At 42.2% G+C, this 25777-nt stretch carries 21 protein-coding genes; 13 read left to right on the top strand and 8 right to left on the bottom strand.

Translation table 11 applies throughout. The annotated features are described in order from the left end of the window. The first annotated feature begins 27 nt into the window (after positions 1-27). The gene (locus WBM49_RS04565) at positions 28-381 is read left to right on the top strand and encodes a heavy-metal-associated domain-containing protein (protein ID WP_424370884.1); all 354 of its coding nucleotides are present in this window, start codon (positions 28-30) and stop codon (positions 379-381) included. Between the two features lie 80 nt (positions 382-461). On the opposite strand, the gene groL is transcribed toward WBM49_RS04565, so the two are convergent. The 7 genes from groL to miaB all read right to left on the bottom strand — a co-directional run bounded on the left by groL (position 462) and on the right by miaB (position 7101). Beyond that, positions 462-2093 carry a chaperonin GroEL gene (gene groL, locus WBM49_RS04560; RefSeq protein ID WP_424370883.1) on the bottom strand — a complete coding sequence of 544 codons (1632 nt, stop codon included), beginning with the start codon at positions 2091-2093 and terminating at the stop codon, positions 462-464. 66 nt (positions 2094-2159) lie between these two features. Continuing rightward, entirely contained in the window at positions 2160-2438 is a 279-nt protein-coding gene (locus tag WBM49_RS04555) for a co-chaperone GroES (RefSeq protein ID WP_424370882.1), read from the bottom strand. 139 nt (positions 2439-2577) lie between these two features. Next, positions 2578-2934: a preprotein translocase subunit SecG gene (gene secG / locus WBM49_RS04550; protein ID WP_424370881.1), complete on the bottom strand. Its 357-nt coding sequence runs from the start codon at positions 2932-2934 to the stop codon at positions 2578-2580. Between the two features lies 1 nt (position 2935). Further along, positions 2936-3892 carry a hypothetical protein gene (locus WBM49_RS04545; protein WP_424370880.1) on the bottom strand — a complete coding sequence of 319 codons (957 nt, stop codon included), beginning with the start codon at positions 3890-3892 and terminating at the stop codon, positions 2936-2938. Continuing rightward, complete coding sequence (lptE, locus tag WBM49_RS04540) at positions 3870-4391, bottom strand: LPS assembly lipoprotein LptE (protein WP_424370879.1); 522 nt, start codon at positions 4389-4391, stop codon at positions 3870-3872. Before lptE ends, WBM49_RS04545 begins: the two co-directional genes overlap by 23 nt. Continuing rightward, a complete protein-coding gene (locus WBM49_RS04535; RefSeq protein ID WP_424370878.1) occupies positions 4391-5653 on the bottom strand; it encodes a sigma-54 interaction domain-containing protein in 1263 nt (420 codons plus the stop codon). The genes lptE and WBM49_RS04535 overlap by 1 nt, the downstream gene beginning before the upstream one ends. Before the next feature lie 2 nt (positions 5654-5655). After that, on the bottom strand, positions 5656-7101 hold the full coding sequence (gene miaB, locus WBM49_RS04530; protein ID WP_424370877.1) for a tRNA (N6-isopentenyl adenosine(37)-C2)-methylthiotransferase MiaB: 1446 nt from the start codon (positions 7099-7101) through the stop codon (positions 5656-5658). Positions 7102-7257: 156 nt separating this feature from the next. On the opposite strand from miaB, the gene WBM49_RS04525 reads away from it, so the two are divergent. The 8 genes from WBM49_RS04525 (at position 7258) to WBM49_RS04490 (ending at position 18127) form a co-directional block, all read left to right on the top strand. After that, positions 7258-8490: an LVIVD repeat-containing protein gene (locus tag WBM49_RS04525; protein ID WP_424370876.1), complete on the top strand. Its 1233-nt coding sequence runs from the start codon at positions 7258-7260 to the stop codon at positions 8488-8490. 119 nt (positions 8491-8609) lie between these two features. Then, positions 8610-11078, top strand: a complete 2469-nt coding sequence (gene topA / locus WBM49_RS04520) for a type I DNA topoisomerase (RefSeq protein ID WP_424370875.1) — start codon at positions 8610-8612, stop codon at positions 11076-11078. A gap of 20 nt (positions 11079-11098) precedes the next feature. Further along, a complete protein-coding gene (locus WBM49_RS04515; RefSeq protein WP_424370874.1) occupies positions 11099-12256 on the top strand; it encodes a formimidoylglutamase in 1158 nt (385 codons plus the stop codon). A 117-nt stretch (positions 12257-12373) separates the two neighbouring features. Beyond that, on the top strand, positions 12374-13729 hold the full coding sequence (gene gldK, locus WBM49_RS04510) for a gliding motility lipoprotein GldK (RefSeq protein WP_424370873.1): 1356 nt from the start codon (positions 12374-12376) through the stop codon (positions 13727-13729). Between the two features lie 67 nt (positions 13730-13796). Then, on the top strand, positions 13797-14441 hold the full coding sequence (gldL, locus tag WBM49_RS04505) for a gliding motility protein GldL (protein WP_424370872.1): 645 nt from the start codon (positions 13797-13799) through the stop codon (positions 14439-14441). A 56-nt stretch (positions 14442-14497) separates the two neighbouring features. Further along, on the top strand, positions 14498-16066 hold the full coding sequence (gldM, locus tag WBM49_RS04500; protein ID WP_424370871.1) for a gliding motility protein GldM: 1569 nt from the start codon (positions 14498-14500) through the stop codon (positions 16064-16066). A 24-nt stretch (positions 16067-16090) separates the two neighbouring features. Then, complete coding sequence (gldN, locus tag WBM49_RS04495; RefSeq protein ID WP_424370870.1) at positions 16091-16993, top strand: gliding motility protein GldN; 903 nt, start codon at positions 16091-16093, stop codon at positions 16991-16993. Between the two features lie 78 nt (positions 16994-17071). Beyond that, positions 17072-18127, top strand: coding sequence for an NAD(P)/FAD-dependent oxidoreductase (locus WBM49_RS04490; RefSeq protein WP_424370869.1), 1056 nt, complete (start codon positions 17072-17074; stop codon positions 18125-18127). Here the strand turns inward: WBM49_RS04490 and WBM49_RS04485 are convergent. Continuing rightward, entirely contained in the window at positions 18124-18507 is a 384-nt protein-coding gene (locus tag WBM49_RS04485) for a DUF983 domain-containing protein (RefSeq protein WP_424370868.1), read from the bottom strand. The two genes, WBM49_RS04490 and WBM49_RS04485, sit on opposite strands and share 4 nt — an antisense overlap. 64 nt (positions 18508-18571) lie before the next feature. On the opposite strand from WBM49_RS04485, the gene abc-f reads away from it, so the two are divergent. The 4 genes from abc-f to WBM49_RS04465 form a co-directional block, all read left to right on the top strand. Further along, positions 18572-20479, top strand: a complete 1908-nt coding sequence (gene abc-f / locus WBM49_RS04480) for a ribosomal protection-like ABC-F family protein (protein ID WP_424370867.1) — start codon at positions 18572-18574, stop codon at positions 20477-20479. A 189-nt stretch (positions 20480-20668) separates the two neighbouring features. Continuing rightward, entirely contained in the window at positions 20669-21565 is an 897-nt protein-coding gene (locus WBM49_RS04475; protein WP_424370866.1) for a leucine-rich repeat domain-containing protein, read from the top strand. Between the two features lie 165 nt (positions 21566-21730). Next, positions 21731-22882 carry an efflux RND transporter periplasmic adaptor subunit gene (locus tag WBM49_RS04470; RefSeq protein WP_424370865.1) on the top strand — a complete coding sequence of 384 codons (1152 nt, stop codon included), beginning with the start codon at positions 21731-21733 and terminating at the stop codon, positions 22880-22882. Between the two features lies 1 nt (position 22883). After that, on the top strand, positions 22884-25777 hold a 2894-nt coding region (locus WBM49_RS04465), incomplete at its 3' end, for an efflux RND transporter permease subunit (protein ID WP_424370864.1).

Here is a 25777-nt window from a genome sequence, read left to right as displayed (position 1 = left end):
AGAAAAAGAATAAACAGTTCAAATAGTATGAAAAAGTTTCTGATCGGAAGTATCTTATGTGTGATGACCTCAATCACTTTTGCACAAGAGAAAAATAAAAAAATAACCTTTGAAGTTGATGGTATTTGTGAGATGTGTAAAATGCGGATTGAAAAAGCTGCACTAGGCGTAAAAGGAGTAAAATATGCGGTATGGGATATTCCTTCTCATCAACTTTCATTAATCATTGATGAACGCAAGACGAATTCAATGATCATTAAAACCGCACTGGTAGAAGTAGGACACGATACTAAGGAATTAAAAGCCACTGAAGAAGCCTACCTCAAGGTACACCCTTGTTGCAGATACAGGGATTCTACCGTAGTTAAAGAAATGCATTGAGACTTTTTCTTTTTTGGAAAATCTAAACAAAAAAACCGCCTGAATAAGGCGGTTTTTATATTTTTGGATTGCAGGATGGCCTACATCATTCCGGGCATTCCACCACCACCCATTGGAGGGCCTGATGGCGTATCTTCCTTGATGTCTGTAAGGGCACACGCTGTGGTAAGTATCATACCTGCCACAGAAGCGGCGTTTTCAAGTGCAATTCTGGTTACCTTCTTAGGATCAATGATCCCGGCCTTCATCATATCCACATAGGTTTCGGTTTTAGCATCGTATCCGAAATCTCCTTTTCCGTCAAAAACCTTGGCAACAACTTCAGAGCCTTCGCCCCCGGCATTCTCAACAATGGTTCTCAAGGGAGATTCAATGGCTCTGGCTACTATCTGTAAACCTGTTTCTTCATCCGGATTCTCTACCTTCACTTTGGCCAAAACAGATTTTGCACGTATAAAGGCTACACCTCCACCGGCAACAATTCCTTCTTCTACAGCAGCTCTGGTAGCGTGCAAGGCATCATCAACTCTGTCTTTTTTCTCCTTCATTTCCACCTCTGAGGCAGCACCTACATATAATACAGCTACCCCGCCTGCTAACTTAGCCAAACGTTCTTGTAATTTTTCCTTATCGTAGTCGGATGTTGTAGTCTCTATCTGAGATTTTATCTGACTAACACGGGTCTTGATATCTTTTGCCGCTCCTGCTCCATTTACAATGGTGGTATTGTCTTTATCAATGGTCACCTTTTCACAGCTACCTAACATGTCTATCGTAGTATTCTCCATGGAGAATCCTCGCTCTTCAGAAATAACAGTTCCTTTGGTAAGGATAGCAATATCCTCTAACATTGCTTTTCTGCGATCTCCAAATCCTGGAGCTTTCACTGCTGCTATCTTCAAAGAACCACGTAGTTTGTTCACAACCAGCGTGGCAAGTGCCTCTCCGTCTACATCCTCAGATATGATCAACAAAGGCTTTCCGGATTGAGCTACAGGCTCTAGAACAGGAAGCAGATCTTTCATGGTGGATATCTTCTTATCGTATAATAAGATATAAGGATTGTCCAGGTCTACGATCATTTTTTCTGAATCCGTCACAAAATAAGGAGAGAGGTAGCCTCTGTCAAATTGCATACCTTCTACAACATCCACATAGGTGTCAGTTCCTTTCGCTTCTTCTACGGTGATCACTCCTTCTTTACCAACTTTCTTAAATGCCTGGGCTATAAGATCTCCAATAGTCTCATCGTTATTCGAAGAGATAGTGGCAACCTGCTTTATTTTTTCTGAAGAGTCGCCTACTTTTTTGGACTGTGTAGCAAGGTTTTCAACAATAGCTTCTACAGCCTTGTCTATTCCTCTTTTTAAATCCATGGGATTAGCTCCTGCCGCAACGTTTTTCAATCCTTCTTTAACAATAGATTGCGCCAGCACGGTGGCTGTAGTGGTTCCGTCTCCTGCAAGATCATTGGTTTTGGAAGCTACTTCCTTTACCATTTGAGCGCCCATATTCTCAAGGGCATCTGCCAGCTCTATTTCCTTGGCGACGGTAACACCATCCTTAGTTACTACCGGAGCACCAAATGACTTGCTAATGATAACATTTCTTCCTTTTGGTCCAAGGGTAACCTTTACCGCATTAGCCAGGGCATCTACTCCCCGCTTTAAACCATCTCTTGCATCAATATCAAACTTTATATCTTTTGCCATAATTCTGTTTGTTTTTATTTTTCAATTTGGAAATTCGCTGTTCGAAGCGAATCCTTGAAGTTTAATTTAAATGATCGCTAAAATGTCACTTTCACGCATCATTAGATAATCGGTGCCATCTAATTTCAACTCTGTCCCGGCATATTTTCCGTAAAGAACAGTATCTCCTACTTTCACAGTAACTTTTTCATCCTTTGTTCCAGGGCCAACGGCCACTACTTTTCCTTTTTGAGGTTTTTCTTTGGCAGTATCCGGAATATACAAGCCAGAGGCAGTTTTTGTTTCTGCTGCCATAGGTTCTATAAGAACCCTGTCTGCTAGTGGTTTGATGCTAAGTTTAGCCATATGTCTATTATTTAGATTTTAAAATTCTGATTTTAGATGACAGAAATTATGCCAAGCCCCAAAAACTGACAGAATGTAAAATGAAAATGCCAGCTTGTCATTTCGGCTGGCATTCACTGTGACATTATCGTATAATTTCTTATTGAATGGTATCCAGAGGGCTGGTAGTGTCTGTTGGAACTACTTCTTCAGGAACGGATTCCGGAACTGTGGTCTCAATGTCATCACCTTGTAATAATTTGGAATCTGCATCCCCAAAATTTCCTTTTAAGGCTACATTAGAAAGCAAGATAAGAACCACCAGAAGTGAAGCCAATGTCCAGGTGCTTTTATCAAGAAAATCACCTGTTTTTTTAACGCCACCCACAACCTGGGTGCCACCTCCTCCAAAAGAAGAAGACAATCCGCCTCCTTTTGGATTTTGGACCATTACGACCAATACCAGGAGGAAACAAACTACGATTATAAGTACCAAGAATATTGTAAATGTGCTCATCTTATGAGTTTTCCTTTTGTAATTCCTTTACTGCTTTAATTCGGCTTGCAAAGAAACTACTTTTTTCCGGATATTTCAAACTTAAAATTTTATACGCCTGAAGGGCTTTTTTGTATTTCTTTTGTTCCAAATATACCCTTGCCAGCGTTTCGGTCATCAGCTCCTCAGAGTCGAGTTTGATGGAGCCGCTAATGTCTACTTTAGCAACACCGTGTTCCTGCGGAACTATCTTTGGATTTTCTTCCAGGAAGCGGTCAATGATAGCGAACTTCTTCTTCTTGTCCGAATCTTCTTCTATGGGAAATTCCATTTCTGCCGGGATATTTGCAATTTCCGACTTCTTTGCAGCCTTTTGGTGAATAGGCTTGGCCGAACTAAGTTGCAGCCATTCCATAAAGGAGTGTTTTTCTTTTTTTGTAAAGCCCAGGGGCTGTCCAAGTTCTAGGGCTTCCTGGGCAAGTTTCTTTTCCCTGGCAATGGCCTTATCTATTTCCGGATCTTTGGATGCAAAAAGTGCAGGATCAAGAATGTTATCTGCGTCCTTAGTGGTCCTTGGTAAAGGCTCATCCAGGGAGTCGGCAATAAGGGTGGTATCTGTTTCTGGATTTGGCAAGATCTCTTCTGCTTCAATTTCCTGTGCATTCACAGGAATTATTTTTCCGGAGATGGTATCGGCAATAGAATTTTGCAGGAATTCTGGTGAGGTGATCAGATCGAACAATACATCCCGGTCTGCTGTATAGGCCGCCGTAACCTTAAGGGCATTATTGTATTTAAAGCTGTTTAGATTCTTAAGGCCTTTAAGCTGAAGGGCCCTTGCCGCCTGGAAATACGGATACTCATTTACGACCTCTTCCAGTTGTCTGGTTTGGATAGGTTCTACTACCTTGTCCGGATGTTGTAGCAAATATGTAAAGTCGGTTACTTTCATATAGTTACCAGTCGGCCAAGGATTCATTAAAAATATCTTGATTTATCCTCTCAAAGATCACCAGATGGGCTTCATCTCTTACCGAAGCTAATTGTGAGGTTGACGGATAGTCAAAGAAGAAAGAGAACCGCCTTTCAAACTCGGCACCTTCTTTGGTCTTGTTAAAAAACCGAACATTTACAGAAATTGTGAGTCGGTTTTGTGCCGCCCTCTGTTCAGCAGTGGCAGACATGGGAGATACCCGGTATTCTACAATCTCACCTTCATAGAGCAAGTCACCATTAGAGGATACCAGATCGAGACTGGTTTGATTTAATATCAGATCCTGCAGGGAAAGAGTGTATTCTCTGTCCAATCCCGGATCGAAAGTAGATCCCGGACTTTGAGAAGCATAGTTTTGAAAATAAGTAACGGTAAAGGTCTTGGCTGTTCCAACGTCTCCACCTGTAAAATTGTAAACACCACAACCCTGAAAAAGGGTGCCGACAAAAATGGATAGTAATAGAATGTAGTGTTTAGATCTCACTATAAATCGTACTGTTTAATTTTTCGATACAGGGTCCGTTCTGAGATTCCCAATTCTGAAGCGGCTGCTTTTCTTTTTCCGCGGTTTCGCTCAAGGGATTTTTTAATGAGCTCAATCTCCTTTTCCTGTAAAGATAAGGTTTCTTCTTCTTGGATCTCTTCTGCAAAATGATACTTGTCTTCCTGCGTAATCTCCTTGGGTTTTTCTAACCTGTGGTCATGTGGTGGCAATAATTCCAAGGGTTTTGCTTCTTCTTCGGTCTCTTCTCCGTTGGAGCCGTAAATTTTCCGAATCAGGTTTTCATTTTCTTCCTGTACCTTTTCTGAATCACCCGTATTGAGCATTTCCAGGGTCAATTTCTTCAGATCGTTCAGATCTGCTTTCATGTCGAACAAGACTTTGTACAATATTTCCCGTTCGTTGCTAAAATCTCCTTTTTTGGATTCGCGCTCAATCACTGCAGGTAAATTGGAATCATTGGCATTGGGCAGGTATCCGTTCAGCGTTGAGAGTGAGATCGCTCTGCTTTCTTCCAGGACCGAGATTTGTTCCGCTACATTTCGCAATTGCCGTATATTTCCCGGCCATCGATATTTTTCCAGCAGTTGCACCGCGTCGTCGTCTAATCGTATGGTAGGCATTTTGTATTTCTGCCCAAAGTCTGACGCAAATTTTCTGAACAGCAGATGAATGTCTTCTTTCCTGTCTCGCAAAGGGGGGATATGGATGTCTACCGTACTTAAACGATAGTATAGATCTTCTCTGAACTTTCCTTTTTTAATGGCGTCTATCATATTCATATTCGTGGCGGCCACGATACGAACATTGGTCTTCTGAACCTGAGAGGAACCTACTTTCAGGAATTCGCCATTTTCCAAAATACGCAGTAAACGCACTTGGGTGGTAAGGGGTAATTCACCAACTTCATCCAGGAAGATAGTACCCTCGTCTGCCACTTCGAAATACCCGCTACGGGTTTGGGTAGCGCCTGTGAACGACCCTTTTTCATGTCCAAACAATTCACTGTCTATAGTGCCTTCAGGGATTGCCCCACAGTTCACGGCGATGTATTTTGCATGCTTTCTGTGAGACAAGGAATGAATGATCTTTGGAACCACTTCTTTTCCAACACCACTTTCTCCTGTTACCAGTACCGAAATATCTGTAGGGGCCACTTGTAGGGCCTTTTCGAGGGCGCGATTTAGTTTTGGATCATTTCCTATGATCCCAAAACGCTGTTTTATGGCTTGTACACTTTCCATTATTAGTTGTTTTCTGATAATCCAACGGCATTTCCTAAAAGGGTTGCCGAGGTACAATCCATGATTTTTACATTTACAAAGTCGCCTATGACATACCCCTCCTTAGGAAACACAACCACTGTATTGGCTGAGGTGCGGCCCATCCATTGTGCATCCGACTTTTTTGAGGAGTTTTCAATAAGAACCTCTTCTGTTTTGCCAAGATATTTCTTGGTTCTGTATAGGCTGTGCCTTCTTTGTAAGGCTATGATCTCCTCTAACCTTCTTTTCTTCACGGCCTCGGGTACATCGTCCACCAATTTCCTGGCCGCCATGGTTCCTGGCCGTTCCGAATAGGTGAACATAAAACCAAAGTCGTATTTTACATGGTCCATCAAAGATAAGGTGTCCTGGTGGTCCTCCTCGGTTTCCGTAGGGAAGCCCGCAATAATATCTTGACTAATACCACAGTTGGGGATGATATTTCTGATATTCTCAATTAATGTCATGTATTCTACCCGGGTATGCAACCTGTTCATGGCTTTCAAAATACGATCGCTCCCACTTTGCACCGGCAGGTGAATATGGTTGCAAATATTTCGGTATGCAGCCATGGTATGTACCACTTTTAAGGTCATATCCTGTGGATTAGAAGTAGAAAAACGTATTCTCATTTTTGGCAGTGCTTCTGCAACCAGTCTTAATAGGTCTGAGAAATCCACGGCAGTGGCCTTTTGCATTTCAGTAGCCTTATCAAAATCCTTTTTTAGACCGCCACCATACCAGAGATAGCTATCTACATTTTGTCCCAGTAGGGTTACTTCCTTAAACCCCTTATTCCATAATTCCCTTACTTCCTGGACAATAGACTGTGGGTCCCTGCTGCGCTCTCTTCCTCTGGTAAAAGGCACCACACAGAAGGTGCACATATTATCGCATCCTCTGGTTATCGATACAAAAGCAGTTACACCATTAGAATGTAGGCGTATCGGGGCTATATCTCCATAGGTTTCCTCTTTGGAAAGAAGTACGTTCACCGCATTTCTGCCGGCATCTATCTCACGCACAAGATTAGGAAGATCTTTATAAGCATCCGGGCCCACTACCATGTCTACGATCTTCTCCTCCTCCAACAATTGACTTTTTAATCGTTCTGCCATGCATCCCAAAACGCCCACCTTTAAATGAGGTTTGTTCTTTTTGATGGCATTGAATTTTTCCAGTCTTTTGCGAACATTTAATTCCGCTTTTTCACGAATGGAGCAGGTATTTACGAGAACAAGGTCTGCTTCCTCCAAACGATCCGTAGTATTGAATCCTTCGGCAGCGAGAATAGAGGCCACGATCTCACTATCAGAAAAGTTCATCTGACAGCCGTAGCTTTCAATGTATAACTTTCTGCTGTTTTTGATCGATTTATCTAAGAGAAGTGCAGCTCCCTGAACACTTTCATCTATTAATTTCTCCATAGTCTTGCTTGCGATAACCACTTACATAAGGACCGCAAAGGTAGTACAATATCCTTTTTTATGACAATATGACAGTTTAATATTTTCATAAAATTGAACGCAACGTGCCCTCTTATAACGTATCTATTCTATACCTAACCTTTTAATACAATTGCCATGAATTCTATAAAGATCTTTTTCTCTTGTTGTATCGTATTCGGATTTCTATCCTGTAGTGAAGATGATCCTGGCAAATACGCAGACTATTTGGTGGCGCGACCTTTAACTATCACCCTACAGGAATTTAAAAATGGGGTAGAGGTGGTAAGTCCTAAGCCCATTGCTGAATCTGGGAAGATTTATGCCTATCAGGATTATATTTTCGTAAATGATAAATTTAAGGGAGTACATGTCATAGACAATACCAATCCTGCCTCTCCCCGTAAGGTCGCTTTTATAAAAATTGCAGGGAATGTTGATATTTCTGTCAAGAATAACTTTCTGTATGCAGACAGTCTTACAGATCTGATAGTACTAGATATTTCGGACATCAATAACATTCAAATTGTGAACCGGCTGCAGAATGTATTGCGAGATAATGTGGTATGGCCGCTCGAGGCAGATATTTTTGAATACGACGATTGGGGAAATCCCGATAATGTGCTTATTGGCTGGGAAGTTGTCACCGAACGCAGATTGATAGACGAGGTACCGCAGCGATTTGAAGATGTGATGATGGCCAACGCGGCGGAGAATAGTGTGGGCCAGGGAGGATCTCTTGCCCGTTTTAAGATTGTGGCAGATTATTTGTATGCGGTGGACAGTCACAGTATTAATATTTTTGAAATTTCAGATCTGGCGAATCCTGTGGACATGGAGGATGTATATGCCGGCTTCGATATTGAGACCATTTTTAACAGAGGGGATCAGTTATTTTTGGGCAGCAGAAGCGGGATGTATATATATGATATAACTGAACCTTCTAATCCGAGCTTTATTTCTGAATTTCAACACGGTACTGCCTGTGATCCGGTAGTGGTTGATGGCGACTATGCCTATATTACGCTACGGGGAGGCAATGGCTGCGGTGCCACAGAAAGCGGCTTGTTCCTGGTAGATATCTCAGATATTTCAAATCCTTCGTTAACGGCCAGCTACCCTATGGAAGAGCCTTATGGCCTTGGCATCAGGGATAACAAGCTTTTTGTATGCGACGGCAGTTTTGGCTTAAGAGTCTACGACACCACCAATGTGCCGGACTTGGTTGCCTTACAACACTTTGAGGATATCACAACCTTCGATGTCATTCCTTTGCAGGAGCACCTTCTAATGGTGGGCGAGGAAACCCTTTATCAGTATTCTTATAATGATGTGAGCCTGGAACTAATTAGCAGCATGTCTCTCAATTAATTCACATCTTAAAAGGGCCATCTTATTGGTGAACCTCCGGCACTATTTTGGGCCTCATTGTGGATAAAAGGAAGCAAATCAAAATTTTGCTATACTTTTGTGACTTCAAAAATCAATGAATGGCTAAGAATTTAGTAATTGTAGAATCACCCGCCAAGGCGAAGACTATTGAAAAATTTCTGGGAAAGGATTTTAAGGTAGAATCGAGTTTTGGTCATATTGCCGATCTTCCCTCCAAGGAACTCGGCGTAGATGTGGAGAATGATTTTCTACCCAAATACATCGTTGATAAAGATAAAAAGGCGCTTGTTAAAAAATTGAAGGATCTGGCCAAAAAAGCAGAAACAATTTGGTTGGCCAGTGATGAGGATCGTGAAGGAGAGGCCATTTCCTGGCATTTGGCAGAGACCCTGCAATTGGATAAGAACAAGACCAAAAGGATCGTATTTAATTCGATTACCAAATCGGCCATACTCAAAGCCATTGAGAACCCAAGGGCCATCAATTATGACCTGGTCAATGCCCAACAGGCACGTAGGGTACTAGACAGGTTGGTGGGATACGAACTTTCTCCCGTATTGTGGAAAAAAATTAAACCAGGCCTTTCAGCAGGGAGGGTGCAGTCTGTTGCCGTCCGTCTTATAGTAGAAAGAGAAAGGGCTATTGAAGCCTTTTCCCCGGAAGCGTCATTTAGGATCAATGCAGAATTTAAAACAGCAAAAGGTGAGATCTTTGGTGCCAAGCTCTCCAAGACTTTTGCGACCAAGAAAGAAGCTGAAGCATTTTTAACGCAGAATCTAAAGGCCGACTTTTCAGTTGCCTCGCTAGACAAGAAACCCGCTAAAAAATCGCCAGCCGCTCCATTTACAACCTCCACCCTACAACAAGAGGCCTCGCGGAAATTGTATTTCTCTGTGGCAAGGACCATGCAGGTGGCACAAAGATTATATGAGGCAGGATTGATCACCTATATGAGGACAGATAGCGTCAACCTTTCAAAAGAAGCTATCAATGAGGCGAAACAAGCTATTGTTGCCAATTATGGTGAAAAGTACAGCAAGATTCGCAACTATACAGGGAAAAGCAAGGGAGCTCAGGAGGCACATGAGGCCATACGGCCCACGGATATGACCCTTCAATCCCCTAAAGTGGAAAGAGATCAGGCAAAGTTGTACGAGCTGATCTGGATGCGTACCCTGGCTTCTCAAATGGCAGATGCCGAATTAGAACGAACCAATGTTAAAATTAAGACCAATACCCATACAGAGGAATTTACGGCCAATGGGGAGGTCATAAAGTTTGATGGGTTTCTAAAAGTGTATTTGGAAGGAAAAGATGAAGAAGATCTGGCAGAAGAGCAGGAAGGCATGCTCCCGGCCTTAAAGGAAAAGGATACCTTATACAATACCTATATAACAGCAACAGAGCGTTTTTCCAGGCCTCCTTACAGATACACAGAAGCCACCCTGGTAAAGAAATTGGAGGAATTGGGCATTGGGAGACCTTCTACCTATGCTCCAACGATCTCTACCATTCAGAATAGGGGATATATAGAGAAAGGCACAGTAGATGGTACGGAAAGGGCCTATACCCAATTGGTCCTTGAAAAAGATACCATCCTTGAAAAACAACTTACCGAAACGGTAGGTTCGGATAAGGGTAAAATGGTGCCTACAGATATTGGTCTTATTGTGAATGACTTCCTTGTAGCTCATTTTGCCAATATTTTGGATTACCACTTCACGGCCAAGGTGGAAAAAGAATTTGATGAGATCGCCTCTGGTGAAGAAGATTGGCAAAAGGTGATGAAAGATTTCTACAAGGATTTTCACCCCAAGGTAATAGACGTAGAGGAAAATGCTGACCGCGCAAGCGGGGAACGTATCCTGGGGACAGATCCAAAAACAAAAAGGCAGGTTTCAGTTCGCTTAGGCCGTTTTGGCCCTATGGTTCAAATAGGAACTGTAGAAGAAGAGGAAAAGCCTTTGTTTGCAAGTTTACTCCCGGATCAATCTATCGCCTCTGTTACATTTGAAGACGCGATGGACCTGTTTAAACTACCTAGAAAATTAGGGGTCTATGAGGGGGAAGAGGTAGAAGCCAATGTAGGTAGATACGGACCCTATATACGCTTCGGAAAGAAGTTTGTTTCCCTTGAAAGCGGCGATAGTGCCATGGATATTGTTCTGGATAAGGCTATTGAATTGATCAAGGCCAAGCAAAAGGCCGATGCCCCTATTACTACCTATGAAGAAAAGGACGTAACCAAAGGAACCGGAAGATTTGGTCCTTTTATTAAATGGGATGGGATGTTTATCAATGTCAATAAGAAATACGATTTTGATGACCTCTCGGAAGCTGATATTGCGGAATTGATAGAGGCTAAGAAGAAAAAGGAATCTGAGCGTGTGGTGAAGGAATGGCCGGAAGAAGGCATACGGATAGAAAAGGCCCGTTGGGGAAGGCATCAGATCATCAAAGGTAAATTAAAGGCAGAACTGGCGAAAGAAGTAGATGTCACTAATTTTAGTTTGGCAGATGCTCAGGGACTGCTCGAAAAGAAAAAACCCAAGAAAAAAAGTAAGTAACTCTCCATTGCTGTGACCCTATGGCATTCGATTTTTTAGTACCGGTAGAAGATAAGGCCCTGGCTCACTGTGAGTTGCTGCCACTACAATCCATTGGAAAAAGTGTTTTCAAACATACCAACAGAGACGGTCTGCCAGTTCTTGCCAACGCCTCCTTTGCCATTATGGGGGTACATGAATCCCGTAATGCCTTTGAAAAAAAGCCAGAGAAACTGGCCATTGTAGAGATTAGAATTCAGCTCTACAAACTTATGATGGGGAATTGGAATGTGAACATCGTGGACCTTGGAAATGTAGAAGAAGGGGAAACGGTAGAGGATACGTATTTTGTGGTAAAGGAGATCATAGCCGAATTATTAGAAGAGAACGTTATACCTATTATATTAGGTGCAACTCAGGATATTACCTATCCTACCTACCGGGCTTTCGACAAGATAAAGAATCTTATCAATCTGGTATCTGTAGATAGCCGTTTCGATTTTGGTGCAGATGAGGAACTTATTTCTTCCAGTTCCTATATGAGTAAGATCATTACCGATAAACCTAACAATCTTTTTAATTTCTCCAACATTGGTTATCAGAGCTATTTCAATGCCCAGGAAGAGATAGATCTGATGGAACGGCTGTTCTTCGACGCCTATCGCTTAGGGGAAATCACCTCAGATATTGCTTTGGCAGAACCCATTTTAAGGAATGCTCATTTGGTAAGTCTTGATTTGCGGGCCGTTAAGGCTAGTGAAATTGGCCTGTCCTCTAACTTCTCACCAAATGGTTTTGACGGGAGAGAGATCTGTGCGATCGCCAGATACGCAGGAATCAGTGAGAATGTAGCCGTATTTGGCATCTATGAATCAGAGAACACCCCCCAGGCCTATCAATTAGTGGCCCAGATTATCTGGTACTTTATGGAAGGCTTTAACTACCGAATCAAAGAAAGGCCAAGCGCCAGCAACAAAGACTTTACCAAGTTTATAGTCCCAACTGAGACCGAAGAACTGGTATTCTTTAAAAGTCAACTTACCCAAAGGTGGTGGGTAGAAGTCCCGCCTTTTGTTTCTTCACATACTAAATCAAATTCACCTGCGTTATTACCTTGCACTGAGCAGGACTATTTAGACGCGTGCGATCAGATTATTCCTGAGCGGTGGTTTAAGGCCTATAAGAAAGGGCTGAATTAAACGTGAATTTTTTTATAAGGAAGGCCAGTAGTGTACAATAATTTATTCAAAAAGTAGTTTTAGAGAATAATAATTGTGATTACTGTTTAAAGTCTAAATCGAAATTTAACCTAAAGTATGAAGAAGCTATTGTTGTTATCTATAGCGTTTGTTTTTTTACTCTCAAGTTGTGGTTCAAAAACAAAAGGAGAACTAGTGGGCGTCCAAGGTAAGAAATGGTATCCCGAAAAACCCTACGGAATGGAGCTCATACCACGAGGTGCATTTATCATGGGTAAAAGCGAGGAAGACATGGCGCAGGTTCTCAATGCCCCTACCAAAACTGTTACTGTTAGATCGTTCTATATGGACGACACGGAAATTACTAACAGTGAATATCGGCAGTTTGTAGAATGGGTTCGCGATTCTATAGTCAGAACCAATTTGGCAAAACTTGCTGATGAACTCGGATTAGGACCGGAAGACGGCGGAATTGGCGAATACGCCTTTAAAAGTGCCGATACTACCAGAATGTCTGTGTATGATAAATACATGCTCGATAATTATTCGGGTATGGGAGAGACAGGATACGAGGGATATAAGCTTAATACGGAGGAGGATCTCGTCTGGGATACTTCTGATTATCCGGATGAGTACTATTCGGAGGTCATGGATTCTCTGTATGTCCCTGAAGAGGAATCATACAACGGGCAACGTATTATAGACGTTACAAAATTAAAGTACAAGTATACCTGGATGGATATTGAGGCTGCGGCCAGGACCAGGGATACCCGAAGAAAGGAATTTATCAAGACCGAAGAATTAGAGATCTATCCGGATACTACGGTATGGATCCGTGACTTTGAGTACTCGTATAATGAACCCATGCACAATGATTATTTCTGGCATGACGCCTATAGTGATTATCCTGTAGTAGGGGTATCCTGGAAACAGGCCAAGGCTTTCTGCCATTGGAGAACAAAGTTCAAGAATGACGATCAGAAAAGTCGTGGAGCACAATTTGTCAATCAGTTTCGTTTACCTACGGAAGCTGAGTGGGAGTACGCTGCAAGAGGTGGTATCGAAGGAGGTACATATCCTTGGGGTGGACCGTATGTAATTAGTGATACGGGCTGCTTTATGGCAAACTTTAAACCACAACGCGGTGATTACGCAGCAGATGCTGCTCTGTATACAGTGGAAGCAAAGTCGTACGAACCCAATGATTTTAACCTGTACAATATGGCAGGGAACGTTTCAGAATGGACCAATAGTAGTTATTTCCCAGGTTCATATGAATATGCCTCTACCATGAACCCTAATGCCGATTCTGGCGAGAACGCCCGTAAGGTTATCAGGGGAGGTTCCTGGAAAGATGTTGCCTACTTCTTGCAGGTAAGTACCAGGGATTACGAATACAGAGATTCTGCCAGAAGTTATATTGGCTTCAGAACAGTACAGGATTACATGGGAGAAGAAGATTCAACACAATAAAAGCATACCAAAAAAAGATCAAACAAAAACCAAATACTTATTATTAAACTTAATTAAATCTAGAATTATGGCACAGTCAAAATCAACAAAAAAACTATTTAACATGGCCTACGGGCTGGGTGCGTCAGTGGTAATCATTGGAGCATTATTTAAGATCCTTCACTGGGAATTTGGACCACTTACAGGTGGATTACTTCTAGCAGTAGGACTTATAACAGAAGCACTTATTTTCGCTATCAGTGCATTTGAACCGGTAGACGACGAATTCGATTGGTCTTTGGTATACCCAGAACTAGCCGGAGGAGAATCTAATGGGAAGTCTAAATCGGATGCTAAAGAAGCGGAAGGCATATTATCTAAAAAATTAGATCAGTTATTGAAAGAAGCAAATATCGATGCCGAATTGATGAATAGCCTTGGTAACAGCATCCGTAATTTTGAAGGTGCCGCCAAAGGTATTGCTCCTTCAGTAGACGCTATGGAATCTACCAAGAAATATTCTGAGGAAATGTCTCAGGCAGCTGCCCAGATGGAATCCTTGAATAGTCTTTACAAAGTTCAATTAGACAGCGCTAGCAGACAAGCCTCTATTAACGAGGAAGTAGTTCAGAATGCTGGTGCCCTTAAAGATCAAATGGAATCGTTGGCCTCTAACCTTTCATCCTTAAATGGTGTATATGGTGGTATGTTGTCTGCTATGAGCAAAAACTAATTAGTCGCGAATTATAAACCCAAATCAAGTTATTAATCAAAACTAATTAGAAAAACATGGCATCAGGAAAAGCAACACCGCGTCAGAAGATGATCAACTTAATGTATTTGATCTTTATCGCAATGCTGGCGCTCAATATGAGCAAGGAAGTTTTGGCCGCATTTGGTCTAATGAACGAAAAGTTCGAAACTTCTAATATAAAGGCTTCGGAAAGCAATCAGGCTTTCTTGGCAAGTCTTGAGACAAAAGCATCAGAAGATGCAGCTAAATATTCAGAGCTCTACAAAGATGCTCAGAAAATTAAGCAGTTATCACAGGAGTACTTTACGTACCTGGAGGATCTTAAGAAATCTATGACCGAAGATGTTGAAGATACTAAGGATTATCAGGTAATGGACAAGGCCGATTATCTGGATCAGAAATTCTTTCAGGGAGACAATTTGGCTGCAGGAGGTAAGGATTTCATGAAGAGAATTAAAGACTATAGTTCACAGGTTATTTCTATCATCGGGGAGGATTACCCTGACGTAAAATCACAGGTTGAAGCTCGCTTTAAAACAGGAGATGAGAATGGTAAGGTTACCCGTAGAGACGGGGTTAAAATTGACTGGATTAATTATCATTATGAAGGTTTCCCTTTAATTGCCTCTTTGGCTAAACTAACCGCCCTTCAAACCGATATTAAGTCAACTGAAGAAGCTGCTTTAAAGGCGATGTTACAAGGAGAGCTTACCAGTCAGGTTTCATTGACAAATTTCGAAACTCAACTTTTCTCTGAAAAATCTGCCTTCTACTCAGGGGAGAAATTCAGTGGTAGTATTGTATTGGGTAAGACAGACAGATCTGCTAAGCCAGTAAGAGCTGAATTGACCCTGGATGGTCGGAAGATGACCGAAGGAAAGGATTACGAACTCAAAGAAGGAGGCGTAAACCTCTTGATTGGAGCAGGAAGTCCCGGAGATCACGATATTGCTGGTATTCTTATCTATATGCAGGATGGAGTAGAAACAGAAGTTCCCGTAAAGAACTCCTTCTCTACTATCTCCAAGCCAGATGCTGCTGTAATTTCGGCAGACAAGATGAACGTGGTATACCGTGGGGTAGCAAACCCTATGACCATTTCAATTCCTGGTATTCCGGATAATAAGGTATCTGCAAGCGCAACCGGACTTAAAAGGTTAAGCGGTAGTAAATACATTATGAATCCTGGAACAGGTAGAGAAGTAACTATCAATGCCTCTGGTGTATTGCCAGACGGGAAGCGTATCACCACACCTGCAACTTTCAGGATCAAGGATATACCTAGACCTGCAGGATCTGTGAGAGGAGAATCCGGTAGTGCCCAGATGCCAAGTCGTAATCTGGAAATTGCCACCATCGGAGCTATGTTGGAAGACTTTGACTTTGACCTGAATCTTGCAGTAAGCGGATTTAAGTTTAAGGTTCCCGGCCAGCCTACAGTAGTAGTAAAAGGAAACAAATTAGATAGTAGAGCAAAATCTGCTCTGAAAAGAGCGAAAAGAGGTGATGCTGTACAAGTCTTTGATATTGAAGCCTATATTACAAATAACAAGACGTATAAGCTTAAAAGAGTATCTCCGGTTGTTGTGGAGATCACAAACTAAGAATAGTTAGTAAAATTGAATTTTATGAATTGGAAGAATGTTTTAATCGTTGGAGCCGTTTCTTTGCTACCAATATCCATCTTGGCTCAGGCAAATATCCTGAATGCTAAGAAACCAGAGGAGATTGGGAAGAAGACTGAGAATCAGTTGGCTATGGACAATGACACACCCTTAGATTACGGGTATGTAGATGACAGAGATATTCTCTGGTCCAAAACCATCTGGGAAGTGGTCGATCTGGATGAGCGGGTGAATTTCGCCCTCTATTATCCCACAGATACGGTCGATATCGGAGCTGATAGAAGATCCCTTTATGATGTTTTTTTAAAGAACATCAAAAACGGTAAACTGAAAGATGTCTATGTAGATTCCTATTTCACTGAAAGAAGGAAGTTCGAAGACCTCAAAGCAACCCTCACAAGGGTAGATACTACAGATCTGGGATACGAGCAGATAAATGCCGGGGAAGTACTTTCGCCTGAATATGTTAACAGGAGAGAGATCACTGCGGCAGATATTGAAGAGTATCGTATCAAGGGTATTTGGTATTTTGACAAGCGCCAGGGAGAATTGAAGTATCGCCTCCTGGGGATTGCACCAGTTGCTCCCGATGTGAACTTTGTGGATGATGAATCCATGAATCCCGCAGATAACAAAGTAGAATTGTTCTGGGTATGGTTCCCAAGTGCACGGAAGATCCTGCATGATGCCAAAGTCTTTAACCAGAGAAATTCTGCACAACCTATTACGTTCGATATGTTATTGAATGCAAGAAGGTTCAACGCAATTATCTACAGGGAAGACAACGTTCACGGAGACCGTAGTATTGATGACTACGTTGCCGATAATGCCTTGTTCCAGCTACTGGAGTCTAATCGCATCAAAGAAGCGATCAGAGACAGGGAACAAGATATGTGGGCCTATTAAAATGCTCAATTTTATTCCAATTCAATTATAAAATGGAAACGCCGCTCTTTATGAAGCGGCGTTTTTTATTTTTGTACCATGGTAGATTACCTTATAGTAGGCCTTGGTTTGGCAGGTATTTCCTTTTGTGAGATCCTTGAGGAAGAAGGAAGGTCCTTTCGGGTGATCAATGATCATTCACAGCAGGCCTCCATGGTGGCTGGCGGTTTGTACAACCCAGTGATCCTAAAACGCTTCACACCCGTCTGGAAAGCTCATGAACAATTAGAACTTCTGCCGGCCTTTTATTCGAAACTCGAAAAGAAACTGGGAGTCCCACTAGATCATCCGCTTAGAATTTTGCGAAGATTTGCAAGTATTGAAGAGCAAAACGCCTGGTTTGAAGCCTCAGATAAACCGGTATTGAGTTCTTTATTGTCGGCCAGGATAATCAAGAACACCAACAATGCTCTACATGCGCCTTATGGGTACGGAGAAGTTCTGGGTACAGGGCGTGTTGATACGTCACTCTTAGTAAATGCTTATGAAGCCTATCTGGTTGGCAAGGAGTTGCTCCTCCCGGAATCTTTTGATCAGGAGCTGCTTCATATAAGCAATTCTGAAGTGGTTTATAAGGAGCTCAGAGCTAAAAATATGGTCTTCGCCACAGGGTACGGACTCAAACAAAACCCACACTTTAACTACCTTCCCCTTAACGGCACCAAAGGAGAATTACTGACCATTAAAGCCCCGGATCTTAAAGAAGTCAACGTTATTAAGTCGTCCATATTTATAATCCCACTGGGAGAAGATATATATCGTATTGGGGCAACCTATAAATGGCAGGATAAGACCAATGAACCCACTTCTGCAGCCAGGGAGGAACTGGAAACCAAGTTAAGGACCTTCCTGAGATGCGAGTATGAGCTAATAGAACATGTGGCAGGTATCCGACCTACGGTGGCAGACAGAAGACCATTGGTTGGGCAGCATCCGGAACACAATCGCCTTTATATCCTCAATGGATTTGGCTCCAGAGGTGTTATGATTGCCCCTTTTGCTTCCGGGGCGCTCTATAATTTTATCGAAAAGGGAGATCCAATTCCTTCCGAGATGGACGTTTTAAGATTCAAAAAGCGCTATAAGAATGGTTAACGCCCTGCAGCTTTTGGATCATACCCTATAAAGATGTTGATCCAGATATTTCTAGATAAACGGATGATGACCGGTAGAAAGACCACCAGGGTGACAACAATACTGATAAATGCGCTGATTATGCTGGCTTTTAACAGTAAAAAGGAAATGACAAAGGCCGCCACTGCAAAAGCTATTCCCACCGCATAGCTCACGTACATGGCCCCGTAGAAGAAAGAGGGCTCTATCTTGTACTTGGTTTTGCAATGTGAACAACGTTCCTGCATCTCAAATAAAGAGCCCATCCTATATGGATTTTTATAGGTATACATGCTCTCTAAATGGCATTTAGGACAACTTCCTGTTAAAATGCTGTAGAGTTTGTTTCCTTTTTTTAACATTTGCAAAAATTTTGGGCAAAGATACTTGTTTGCTCTGTCCTTCAATGTAATCACGGTAACAAAAATGCTGAATGTTCACAATCTTTCCGTTTCTTTCTCCGGCGAATTTTTATTTGAGGAGATTGGCTTTCGTCTGAATCCCGGCGATAGGGTTGGGCTCATTGGTAAAAACGGTGCAGGGAAATCTACCCTTTTAAAATTGTTGAGCAAAGATGTTGCCCCAGATACGGGAACAATAGCTTCAGATAAGGAAATCAGTATAGGATTTCTCAGGCAGGATATAGACTTCGATGAGGGCCACACAGTGCTGGAAGAGTCTTATAAGGCCTTTGAAGAACTGCAGCACATGGAAGGGAAACTGGCCCATATCAACGAACAGCTTGCAGAGAGAACAGATTATGAGAGCGAGGGCTATCATCAACTAATGGTAGATCTCAATGATTACACGCATCAATATGAGATCCATGGAGGTTATAACTACCAGGGAGATACAGAAAAAATACTGCTGGGACTAGGTTTTAAAAGGGAGGACTTTCATAAGAAAACAGATACTTTTTCAGGGGGGTGGCGCATGCGTATTGAATTGGCCAAATTACTACTTCAGAAAAATGATGTGCTGCTCTTAGATGAGCCAACCAACCACCTGGATATTGAATCTATTTTATGGCTGGAACAATTCTTAACCGGATTTACAGGAGCCATCGTGATTGTTTCGCACGACAAGATGTTCCTGGACAACGTAACCAACCGAACCATTGAAATATCCCTGGGAAGGATCTACGATTATAACAAGCCATATTCGCAGTTTCTGATCCTGCGGCAAGAGATCAAGGAGCAGCAGATGAATGCCTTGAAAAATCAGGAACGGGAGATACAGCAGGCCGAAAGATTGATCGAAAAATTTAGGGCAAAAGCCTCCAAGGCATCTATGGCGCAATCGCTGATCAAAAAACTGGATAGGATGGACCGCATAGAGGTTGACCAGTCCGATACTAGTGTGCTAAAAGTAAAGTTTCCGGTTTCTGTAGTGCCGGGAAAAGTAGTGGCGGAGGTAGAAGATCTGTCAAAAAACTATGGTTCCAAGGAGGTTTTAAAAGACATTGACCTTTTATTGGAACGCAATAGTAAAACGGCTTTTGTAGGCCAGAACGGGCAAGGTAAAACTACCCTGGCCAAGATCCTTGTGGGAGAAATACCCTTTGAAGGTTCCGTTAAATTGGGCCATAATGTTCAGATTGGATATTTTGCTCAGAATCAGGCCGAATATCTGAATGGCAACAAAACGGTCCTGGATACCATGATCGATGCGGCCAATGAAAAGAACAGAAGTAAGGTGCGCGACATACTGGGCTCTTTTCTGTTTAGCGGAGAAGATGTAGAGAAGTATGTAAAAGTGCTGTCTGGGGGTGAGCGTAACAGGCTGGCATTAGCTAAGATGCTGTTGCAACCTTTCAATGTCCTTGTAATGGATGAGCCCACCAATCATTTAGATATTGCCTCCAAAAATGTTTTAAAACAGGCGCTGATAAACTTTGAAGGCACCTTGATCGTTGTCTCTCACGATCGTGATTTTCTTCAGGGCCTTACCAATAAGGTCTATGAGTTCAAAGACAAAAAGATCAAAGAATACCTGGGGGATATCAATTACTTCCTGGACGAACGCAAGGCCGATGATTTCAGGGCCATAGAACGAAAGTCGGGTATAGCAGCACAGAAAAAACAATTGGCCACGGCAGATAAACCCTATCACGATCAGAAAAAGATAAAGGGCCTTAAGAACAAACTCAGTAATTTGGAAAGTGAGATCGGGGTTCTGGAAAAGGAGATTGCGGATACAGACCACGAATTGCTGATGAATTACGATCAGACCATAGCAAAACCGAATTTTTTTGACGGATATCAAAAAAAGAAGAAACGATTGGAATCGTTGATGAAACAGTGGGAAGACCTTACTTTAAGGCTCGAGGGTTAAAAGGCTGCAGCTATATTTGTAGTACAACTTTTTTTTCACCACAATATATCCTGGTTTCACAACAAATATGAACCATTCGTCGTAAAAATTGACATCCAATCCCTACAATTCGATATATTTGTAAGGTAATTCCTAGGTATTTATAAGAATTATTTTAAATAGACCTTTTCATCTACTAATAGTAACCTTATGAGAAACACGCTGTTCTTTTTCATCGTTTTGTTCAGCTCTACGTTGCTAGTTTCTGCTAAGATAAGCAAGGCAGAAAAAAAGGCGTTACTGGAGTTTTATGAAAGTACCAATGGTGCAGAGTGGGTCCGGACATGGGATCTGGAGGCACCGGTTTCAAATTGGTATGGAGTGAAGGTTGAAAATGATCATGTAACAGAGATCAATCTCTTTAGGAATAACTTAAAGGGTGTCTTGCCGTCAAGTATAGGACAACTAGTTCATTTAAAGGTTTTAAACCTGGCGTTTAATGGGTTAACAGGCGAATTGCCTGAGTCTATCGCCCAATTGACCAGTCTCGAAGTACTAAAAATAGAGATGAATCGGTTCAAAGGAGCATTGCCATCATCTTTTGGCGAATTGTCTAATCTCACAGAACTTACGGCCTTTAATAATTTCTTTTCAGGTAGCATTCCTGAAAGTATGGGTCAGTTAATAAAATTGAAGACATTGAATCTTTCCAGCAATAATTTAAAAGGGACCATCCCCGTAGCATTGGGAAAACTAAGTGAACTCGAAAGCCTGGGGTTGTTCGAGAATACCCTGGAAGGCTCTATTCCTCAGGAATTCGGCAAACTGGTGCAGTTAAAGGAACTTATTTTAGCCAATAATCAGTTAGGAGGAGAGATCCCGGCAGAATTTAGTCAATTGGCAAGCCTGGAGATCCTACAGATACAAAACAATAAATTCAACTCCCTGAAAAACCTGGAGACCATGAATACCAGACAATTTTTGGTATTCGACTATGACAAAGGAGATCTTAAATTGAACTTCAAGGAGCTCGACTTTAAGAAAACTAGAGTGGCAGAAACAATGTATGATGATGATGAACAAATGCCCAAAAAAAATAATGAATAGATGTTTTTAAGTTGGTTAGTCATAAAAAGAGGATGTGAAAACATCCTCTTTTTTGTTGAACAGTATTGAGGCTTGTTTTAACACTTTATGTTTTATTTAACTCCCGCCAAATGAACAATTTAATAGTTTTGCCTCTTAACCAATGATAGAGTCAACCCTTCCTGGATGAGAAAAATTATACTTTACACCCTCGGTGTAATTATTTTGGTGGTAGCAGTGGTAGTATCCTACCTATTGGTAACTGCCGAAGACCAAAAAAAACCAGCGACACGCAAAGAAGTCAAAACAGTTTTTATAGACACGGTGATGAATAGTACCATCCCGATCATTATTCCAGCCAATGGAAATCTCGCAGCAAAAGAACGGGTTGAAGTGTATGCGGAGGTCCAAGGAATCTTCAGATATAGCAGCCATCCTTTTAAACCCGGACAGGCATTTAGAAAAGGTGAAGTGCTTATGAGGATAGATGCCGCAGAATATGCCGCTTCTGTTCAGAGTGCCAAAAGCAGTCTGTATAATCTTATTACCGCTGCCATGCCAGACCTTCGCCTGGATTATCCCGAGGCGTATCCTAAGTGGCAGGCTTACCTAACAGATTTTGATCTAGAAAATAGTACTCCTGAGCTTCCTGAGATAAGCTCTGAAAAAGAACGGTATTTTATCAATGGCCGAAATATTGTGACCACCTATTACAACGTAAAGAACCTGGAACAAAGACTTTACAAATATGTTATCAGGGCACCTTTTAATGGCGTACTCACGGAAGCTTTGGTAACCGAAGGCAGCCTGGTTAGACCCGGTCAGAAATTAGGAGCATACATCAATCCTTCCATCTATGAATTGGAAGTAGCCGTAAATAAGTCGTACAGTGATTTTCTAAAAGTGGGGGAGGCCGTAAAACTCCAAAACCTGGAAGGCACTCAGGAATTTACAGGGATGGTCGCGAGGATCAATGCATCGGTAAACCAGCAATCCCAGACCGTTTCAGTGTTCATCGATGTACAGGACGAACGCGTTAAGGAAGGGATGTATCTCCAGGCACAGATCGAAGGAAGAAGTGAGGAAAACGCTTTTGAGATATCTCGTAAACTCCTAAATGATCAGAAAGAACTTTTTATCGTTCGAGATAGTGTCTTAGATATATTGAGTGTTAGGCCCGTATACTTTTCAGATAAAACAGCCGTCATCAGAGGTATTGCAGACGGAACCGTAATACTGGCACGGCCGGTTCCCGGAGCTTACGCAGGGATGACCGTAAAAACCTATAGAGATACCACCAATATTGCTGAAGCAACCAATATAAAACAACTCCCATAAGATGCGAAAGATCATTGGTTATTTTATAAGGTTCGATGTTGCAGTGAATGTGATCATCCTCGCCTTTGTGGTTTTTGGGATATTGGGTGCCCTTAGGATGCGATCTTCGTTCTTTCCCTTGATCGATTCCCAGATCATCACTATAAGTATAAATTACCCAGGGGCGGCTCCGTTAGAGATAGAGGAAGGCGTGGTCCTAAAGATTGAGGATAATCTAAAAGGCCTGGTAGGTATTGAAAGGGTGACCTCTACTTCCAGGGAGAACGGAGGCAGTATTACGGTTGAGATTGATGCGGATGAGGATATAGATGTGCTAATCACTGAAGTAAAAAATGCAGTAGACAGGGTGCCGAACTTTCCAGGGGGCATGGAACCATTGGTAGTGGCCAAACAAGAGTCTATTCGTCCTACCATAAGTTTTGCGGTAAATGGAAAAGGAATTTCCCTGGCCAATTTAAAACAGATTACCCGGAAAATAGAATATGACCTGCGGGCCATGGAAGGGATCTCACAGATAGAGATCTCTGGTTATCCGGAAGAAGAAATAGAGATTGCTGTAAGAGAACGCGACCTCCTGGCATACAATCTGAGTTTTGAGGAAGTGGCCACAGCAGTAGGGCAAACAAATATTTTAACCACCGGAGGAGAGATTAAAACGGAGCAGGAAGATTATCTTATTCGCGCAAAAAATCGCTCCTACTACGGCGATGAATTGAATAACCTGGTGGTCCGATCAGATGCCAGCGGAAATATTATCCGGTTGAGCGATATAGCAGAGGTAAGAGATCGATTCTCTGAAAACCCCAATGTGTCCTACTTTAATGGGAACCTATCGGTAAATGTACAGGTAAGTAATACAAACAACGAAGACCTCATCCCAACGGCGGAAAAGATAAACGCATATGTAGAGCAGTACAATGCAACTCATAACAATGTAAAACTAGATGTAGTCTCAGATGCTTCTATTTCTCTAAAACAACGTACTGCATTATTAATTGAGAACGGCGCTATCGGGATCTTACTGGTCCTCTTGTTCCTCTCTTTCTTTCTTAACACACGATTAGCTTTTTGGGTAGCCTTTGGGCTTCCAATCTCTTTTTTAGGGATGTTCATTTTTGCTGGAATGTTTGGTGTAACCATCAATATCCTTTCACTCTTCGGAATGATCATTGTAATTGGTATACTGGTAGATGACGGGATTGTGATCTCGGAAAACATTTACCAACACTACGAAATGGGAAAATCGCCGGTGCAGGCTGCCATTGACGGAACCATTGAGGTGATCCCTCCAATTTTGTCGGCCATTATCACCACAATTCTTGCCTTTTCTACCTTCCTGTTCCTTGATAGCAGAATAGGGGAATTTTTTGGAGAGGTATCTACAGTGGTGATCCTAACCTTAACGGTATCCCTCTTTGAAGCCCTGATCATCCTGCCCGCGCATATAGCGCACTCCAAGGCCTTGGTAAGACAGGATCAGGAATCATTAGACAAGCAAAAGGGGATCGATAAATTTATGACAAAACTCAGGGTGTTCAACAAGATTGGAGACCAGGTAATGAGCTATTTGAGAGATCGACTTTACAGTCCGGCGCTTCATTTTGTGCTTAATCATCGTTTTATCAGCTTTTCAATATTTACGGGACTCTTAGTGATCACCATTGCCTCTATCATGTCCGGGGTTGTGCGTGTAACTATTTTCCCAAGTGTGGCCAGTGATCAGGTAAGTATTGAACTATTAATGCCGGAAGGGACCAATCCCGAGATCACGGACGAATTGATCACCAAGGTAGAAGCTGCCGCCTGGAGAGTAAATGAAGATTTCACTGCCAGGCAAACAGGTAATTTACAGGTAGTACAAAATATCATTAAAAGAGTGGGTCCCGGGAATAACAAAGCATCCCTTAGGGTTAATTTACTGCCTGGAGAGGAACGCGATTTTCCTTCCCCGGATATTACAAACGCCATCAGAGCAGAAGTAGGCGAAGTCTATGGGGTAGAACGTTTAACATTTGGCTCTGGAGGTAACTTTGGGGGTAGTCCTGTCTCTATTGCTCTGCTTGGTAATGACAACGAGCAATTAGAAAAAGCAAAGGATGAACTCAGAACCTATTTAGAGAACGATCCTAAACTGCGCGATGTAACAGATACAGATCCGGAAGGGATCAAGGAACTGGATATTGAACTCAAGGAGAATGCATATGCTCTTGGCCTCAACTTGCAACAGGTAATGAGTCAGGTTCGTGCCGGGTTCTTTGGTGCACAGGCACAACGCTTTCAGCGCGGGCAAGATGAGATCCGTGTTTGGGTGCGTTATGATAAGTCTAACCGATCTTCTATTTCGGACCTGGATGACATGCGGATCCTAACCCCCACAGGACAGCGGGTGCCATTTTCTGAAATTGCTTCATATTCTATCGCAAGAGGAGATGAATCGATCTCCCACCTGGACGGGCAGCGAGAAATACGGATTGAAGCAGATCTCGAAAATCCAAATGAAAGTGCAACCGATATTCTTCTGGATGTACAAACCAATTTTATTCCGGACCTGCTGGCCAAGTATCCAAGCCTATCTGTTTCTTATGAAGGCCAAAACAGGGAAGCTCAGAAATTATCGAGATCCGCCAACGCCGTATTTCCGGTAATACTATTCCTGATATTCGCAGTAATCGCCTTTACCTTCAGATCGTATAGCCAGCCTGTGATCTTGCTGTCTATGATTCCGTTTAGTATTATAGGTGTGGGGTGGGGCCATTATATTCATGGATTTCCGATCAACGTCTTATCCGCACTGGGTATTATAGCCTTGATAGGTATTATGGTAAATGATGGATTGGTTTTGATTGGGAAATTTAATTCCTATTTAAGGCAAGGGATGAAATTTGATGATGCACT

Origin of the sequence: Muriicola sp., from assembly GCF_049669965.1 — a bacterium.
In the GTDB taxonomy this organism is placed as follows: domain Bacteria; phylum Bacteroidota; class Bacteroidia; order Flavobacteriales; family Flavobacteriaceae; genus Muriicola.
Note: the sequence above shows the minus strand (reverse complement) of the source record. Positions and strands in the feature narration are given on the sequence as shown.

Excerpts from the sequence above, each read along its gene's own strand:
- WBM49_RS04490 (WP_424370869.1), top strand. The coding sequence starts at position 17,072 with ATGGTAGATTACCTTATAGTAGGCCTTGGTTTGGCAGGTATTTCCTTT.
- WBM49_RS04515 (WP_424370874.1), top strand. The coding sequence starts at position 11,099 with ATGGCATTCGATTTTTTAGTACCGGTAGAAGATAAGGCCCTGGCTCAC.
- gldK (WP_424370873.1), top strand. The coding sequence starts at position 12,374 with ATGAAGAAGCTATTGTTGTTATCTATAGCGTTTGTTTTTTTACTCTCA.
- WBM49_RS04485 (WP_424370868.1), bottom strand. The coding sequence starts at position 18,507 with ATGTTAAAAAAAGGAAACAAACTCTACAGCATTTTAACAGGAAGTTGT.
- WBM49_RS04535 (WP_424370878.1), bottom strand. The coding sequence starts at position 5,653 with ATGGAAAGTGTACAAGCCATAAAACAGCGTTTTGGGATCATAGGAAAT.
- gldM (WP_424370871.1), top strand. The coding sequence starts at position 14,498 with ATGGCATCAGGAAAAGCAACACCGCGTCAGAAGATGATCAACTTAATG.
- miaB (WP_424370877.1), bottom strand. The coding sequence starts at position 7,101 with ATGGAGAAATTAATAGATGAAAGTGTTCAGGGAGCTGCACTTCTCTTA.
- gldN (WP_424370870.1), top strand. The coding sequence starts at position 16,091 with ATGAATTGGAAGAATGTTTTAATCGTTGGAGCCGTTTCTTTGCTACCA.
- WBM49_RS04555 (WP_424370882.1), bottom strand. The coding sequence starts at position 2,438 with ATGGCTAAACTTAGCATCAAACCACTAGCAGACAGGGTTCTTATAGAA.
- secG (WP_424370881.1), bottom strand. The coding sequence starts at position 2,934 with ATGAGCACATTTACAATATTCTTGGTACTTATAATCGTAGTTTGTTTC.
- gldL (WP_424370872.1), top strand. The coding sequence starts at position 13,797 with ATGGCACAGTCAAAATCAACAAAAAAACTATTTAACATGGCCTACGGG.
- groL (WP_424370883.1), bottom strand. The coding sequence starts at position 2,093 with ATGGCAAAAGATATAAAGTTTGATATTGATGCAAGAGATGGTTTAAAG.
- topA (WP_424370875.1), top strand. The coding sequence starts at position 8,610 with ATGGCTAAGAATTTAGTAATTGTAGAATCACCCGCCAAGGCGAAGACT.
- WBM49_RS04525 (WP_424370876.1), top strand. The coding sequence starts at position 7,258 with ATGAATTCTATAAAGATCTTTTTCTCTTGTTGTATCGTATTCGGATTT.
- abc-f (WP_424370867.1), top strand. The coding sequence starts at position 18,572 with ATGCTGAATGTTCACAATCTTTCCGTTTCTTTCTCCGGCGAATTTTTA.
- WBM49_RS04565 (WP_424370884.1), top strand. The coding sequence starts at position 28 with ATGAAAAAGTTTCTGATCGGAAGTATCTTATGTGTGATGACCTCAATC.
- WBM49_RS04475 (WP_424370866.1), top strand. The coding sequence starts at position 20,669 with ATGAGAAACACGCTGTTCTTTTTCATCGTTTTGTTCAGCTCTACGTTG.
- WBM49_RS04470 (WP_424370865.1), top strand. The coding sequence starts at position 21,731 with ATGAGAAAAATTATACTTTACACCCTCGGTGTAATTATTTTGGTGGTA.
- WBM49_RS04545 (WP_424370880.1), bottom strand. The coding sequence starts at position 3,892 with ATGAATCCTTGGCCGACTGGTAACTATATGAAAGTAACCGACTTTACA.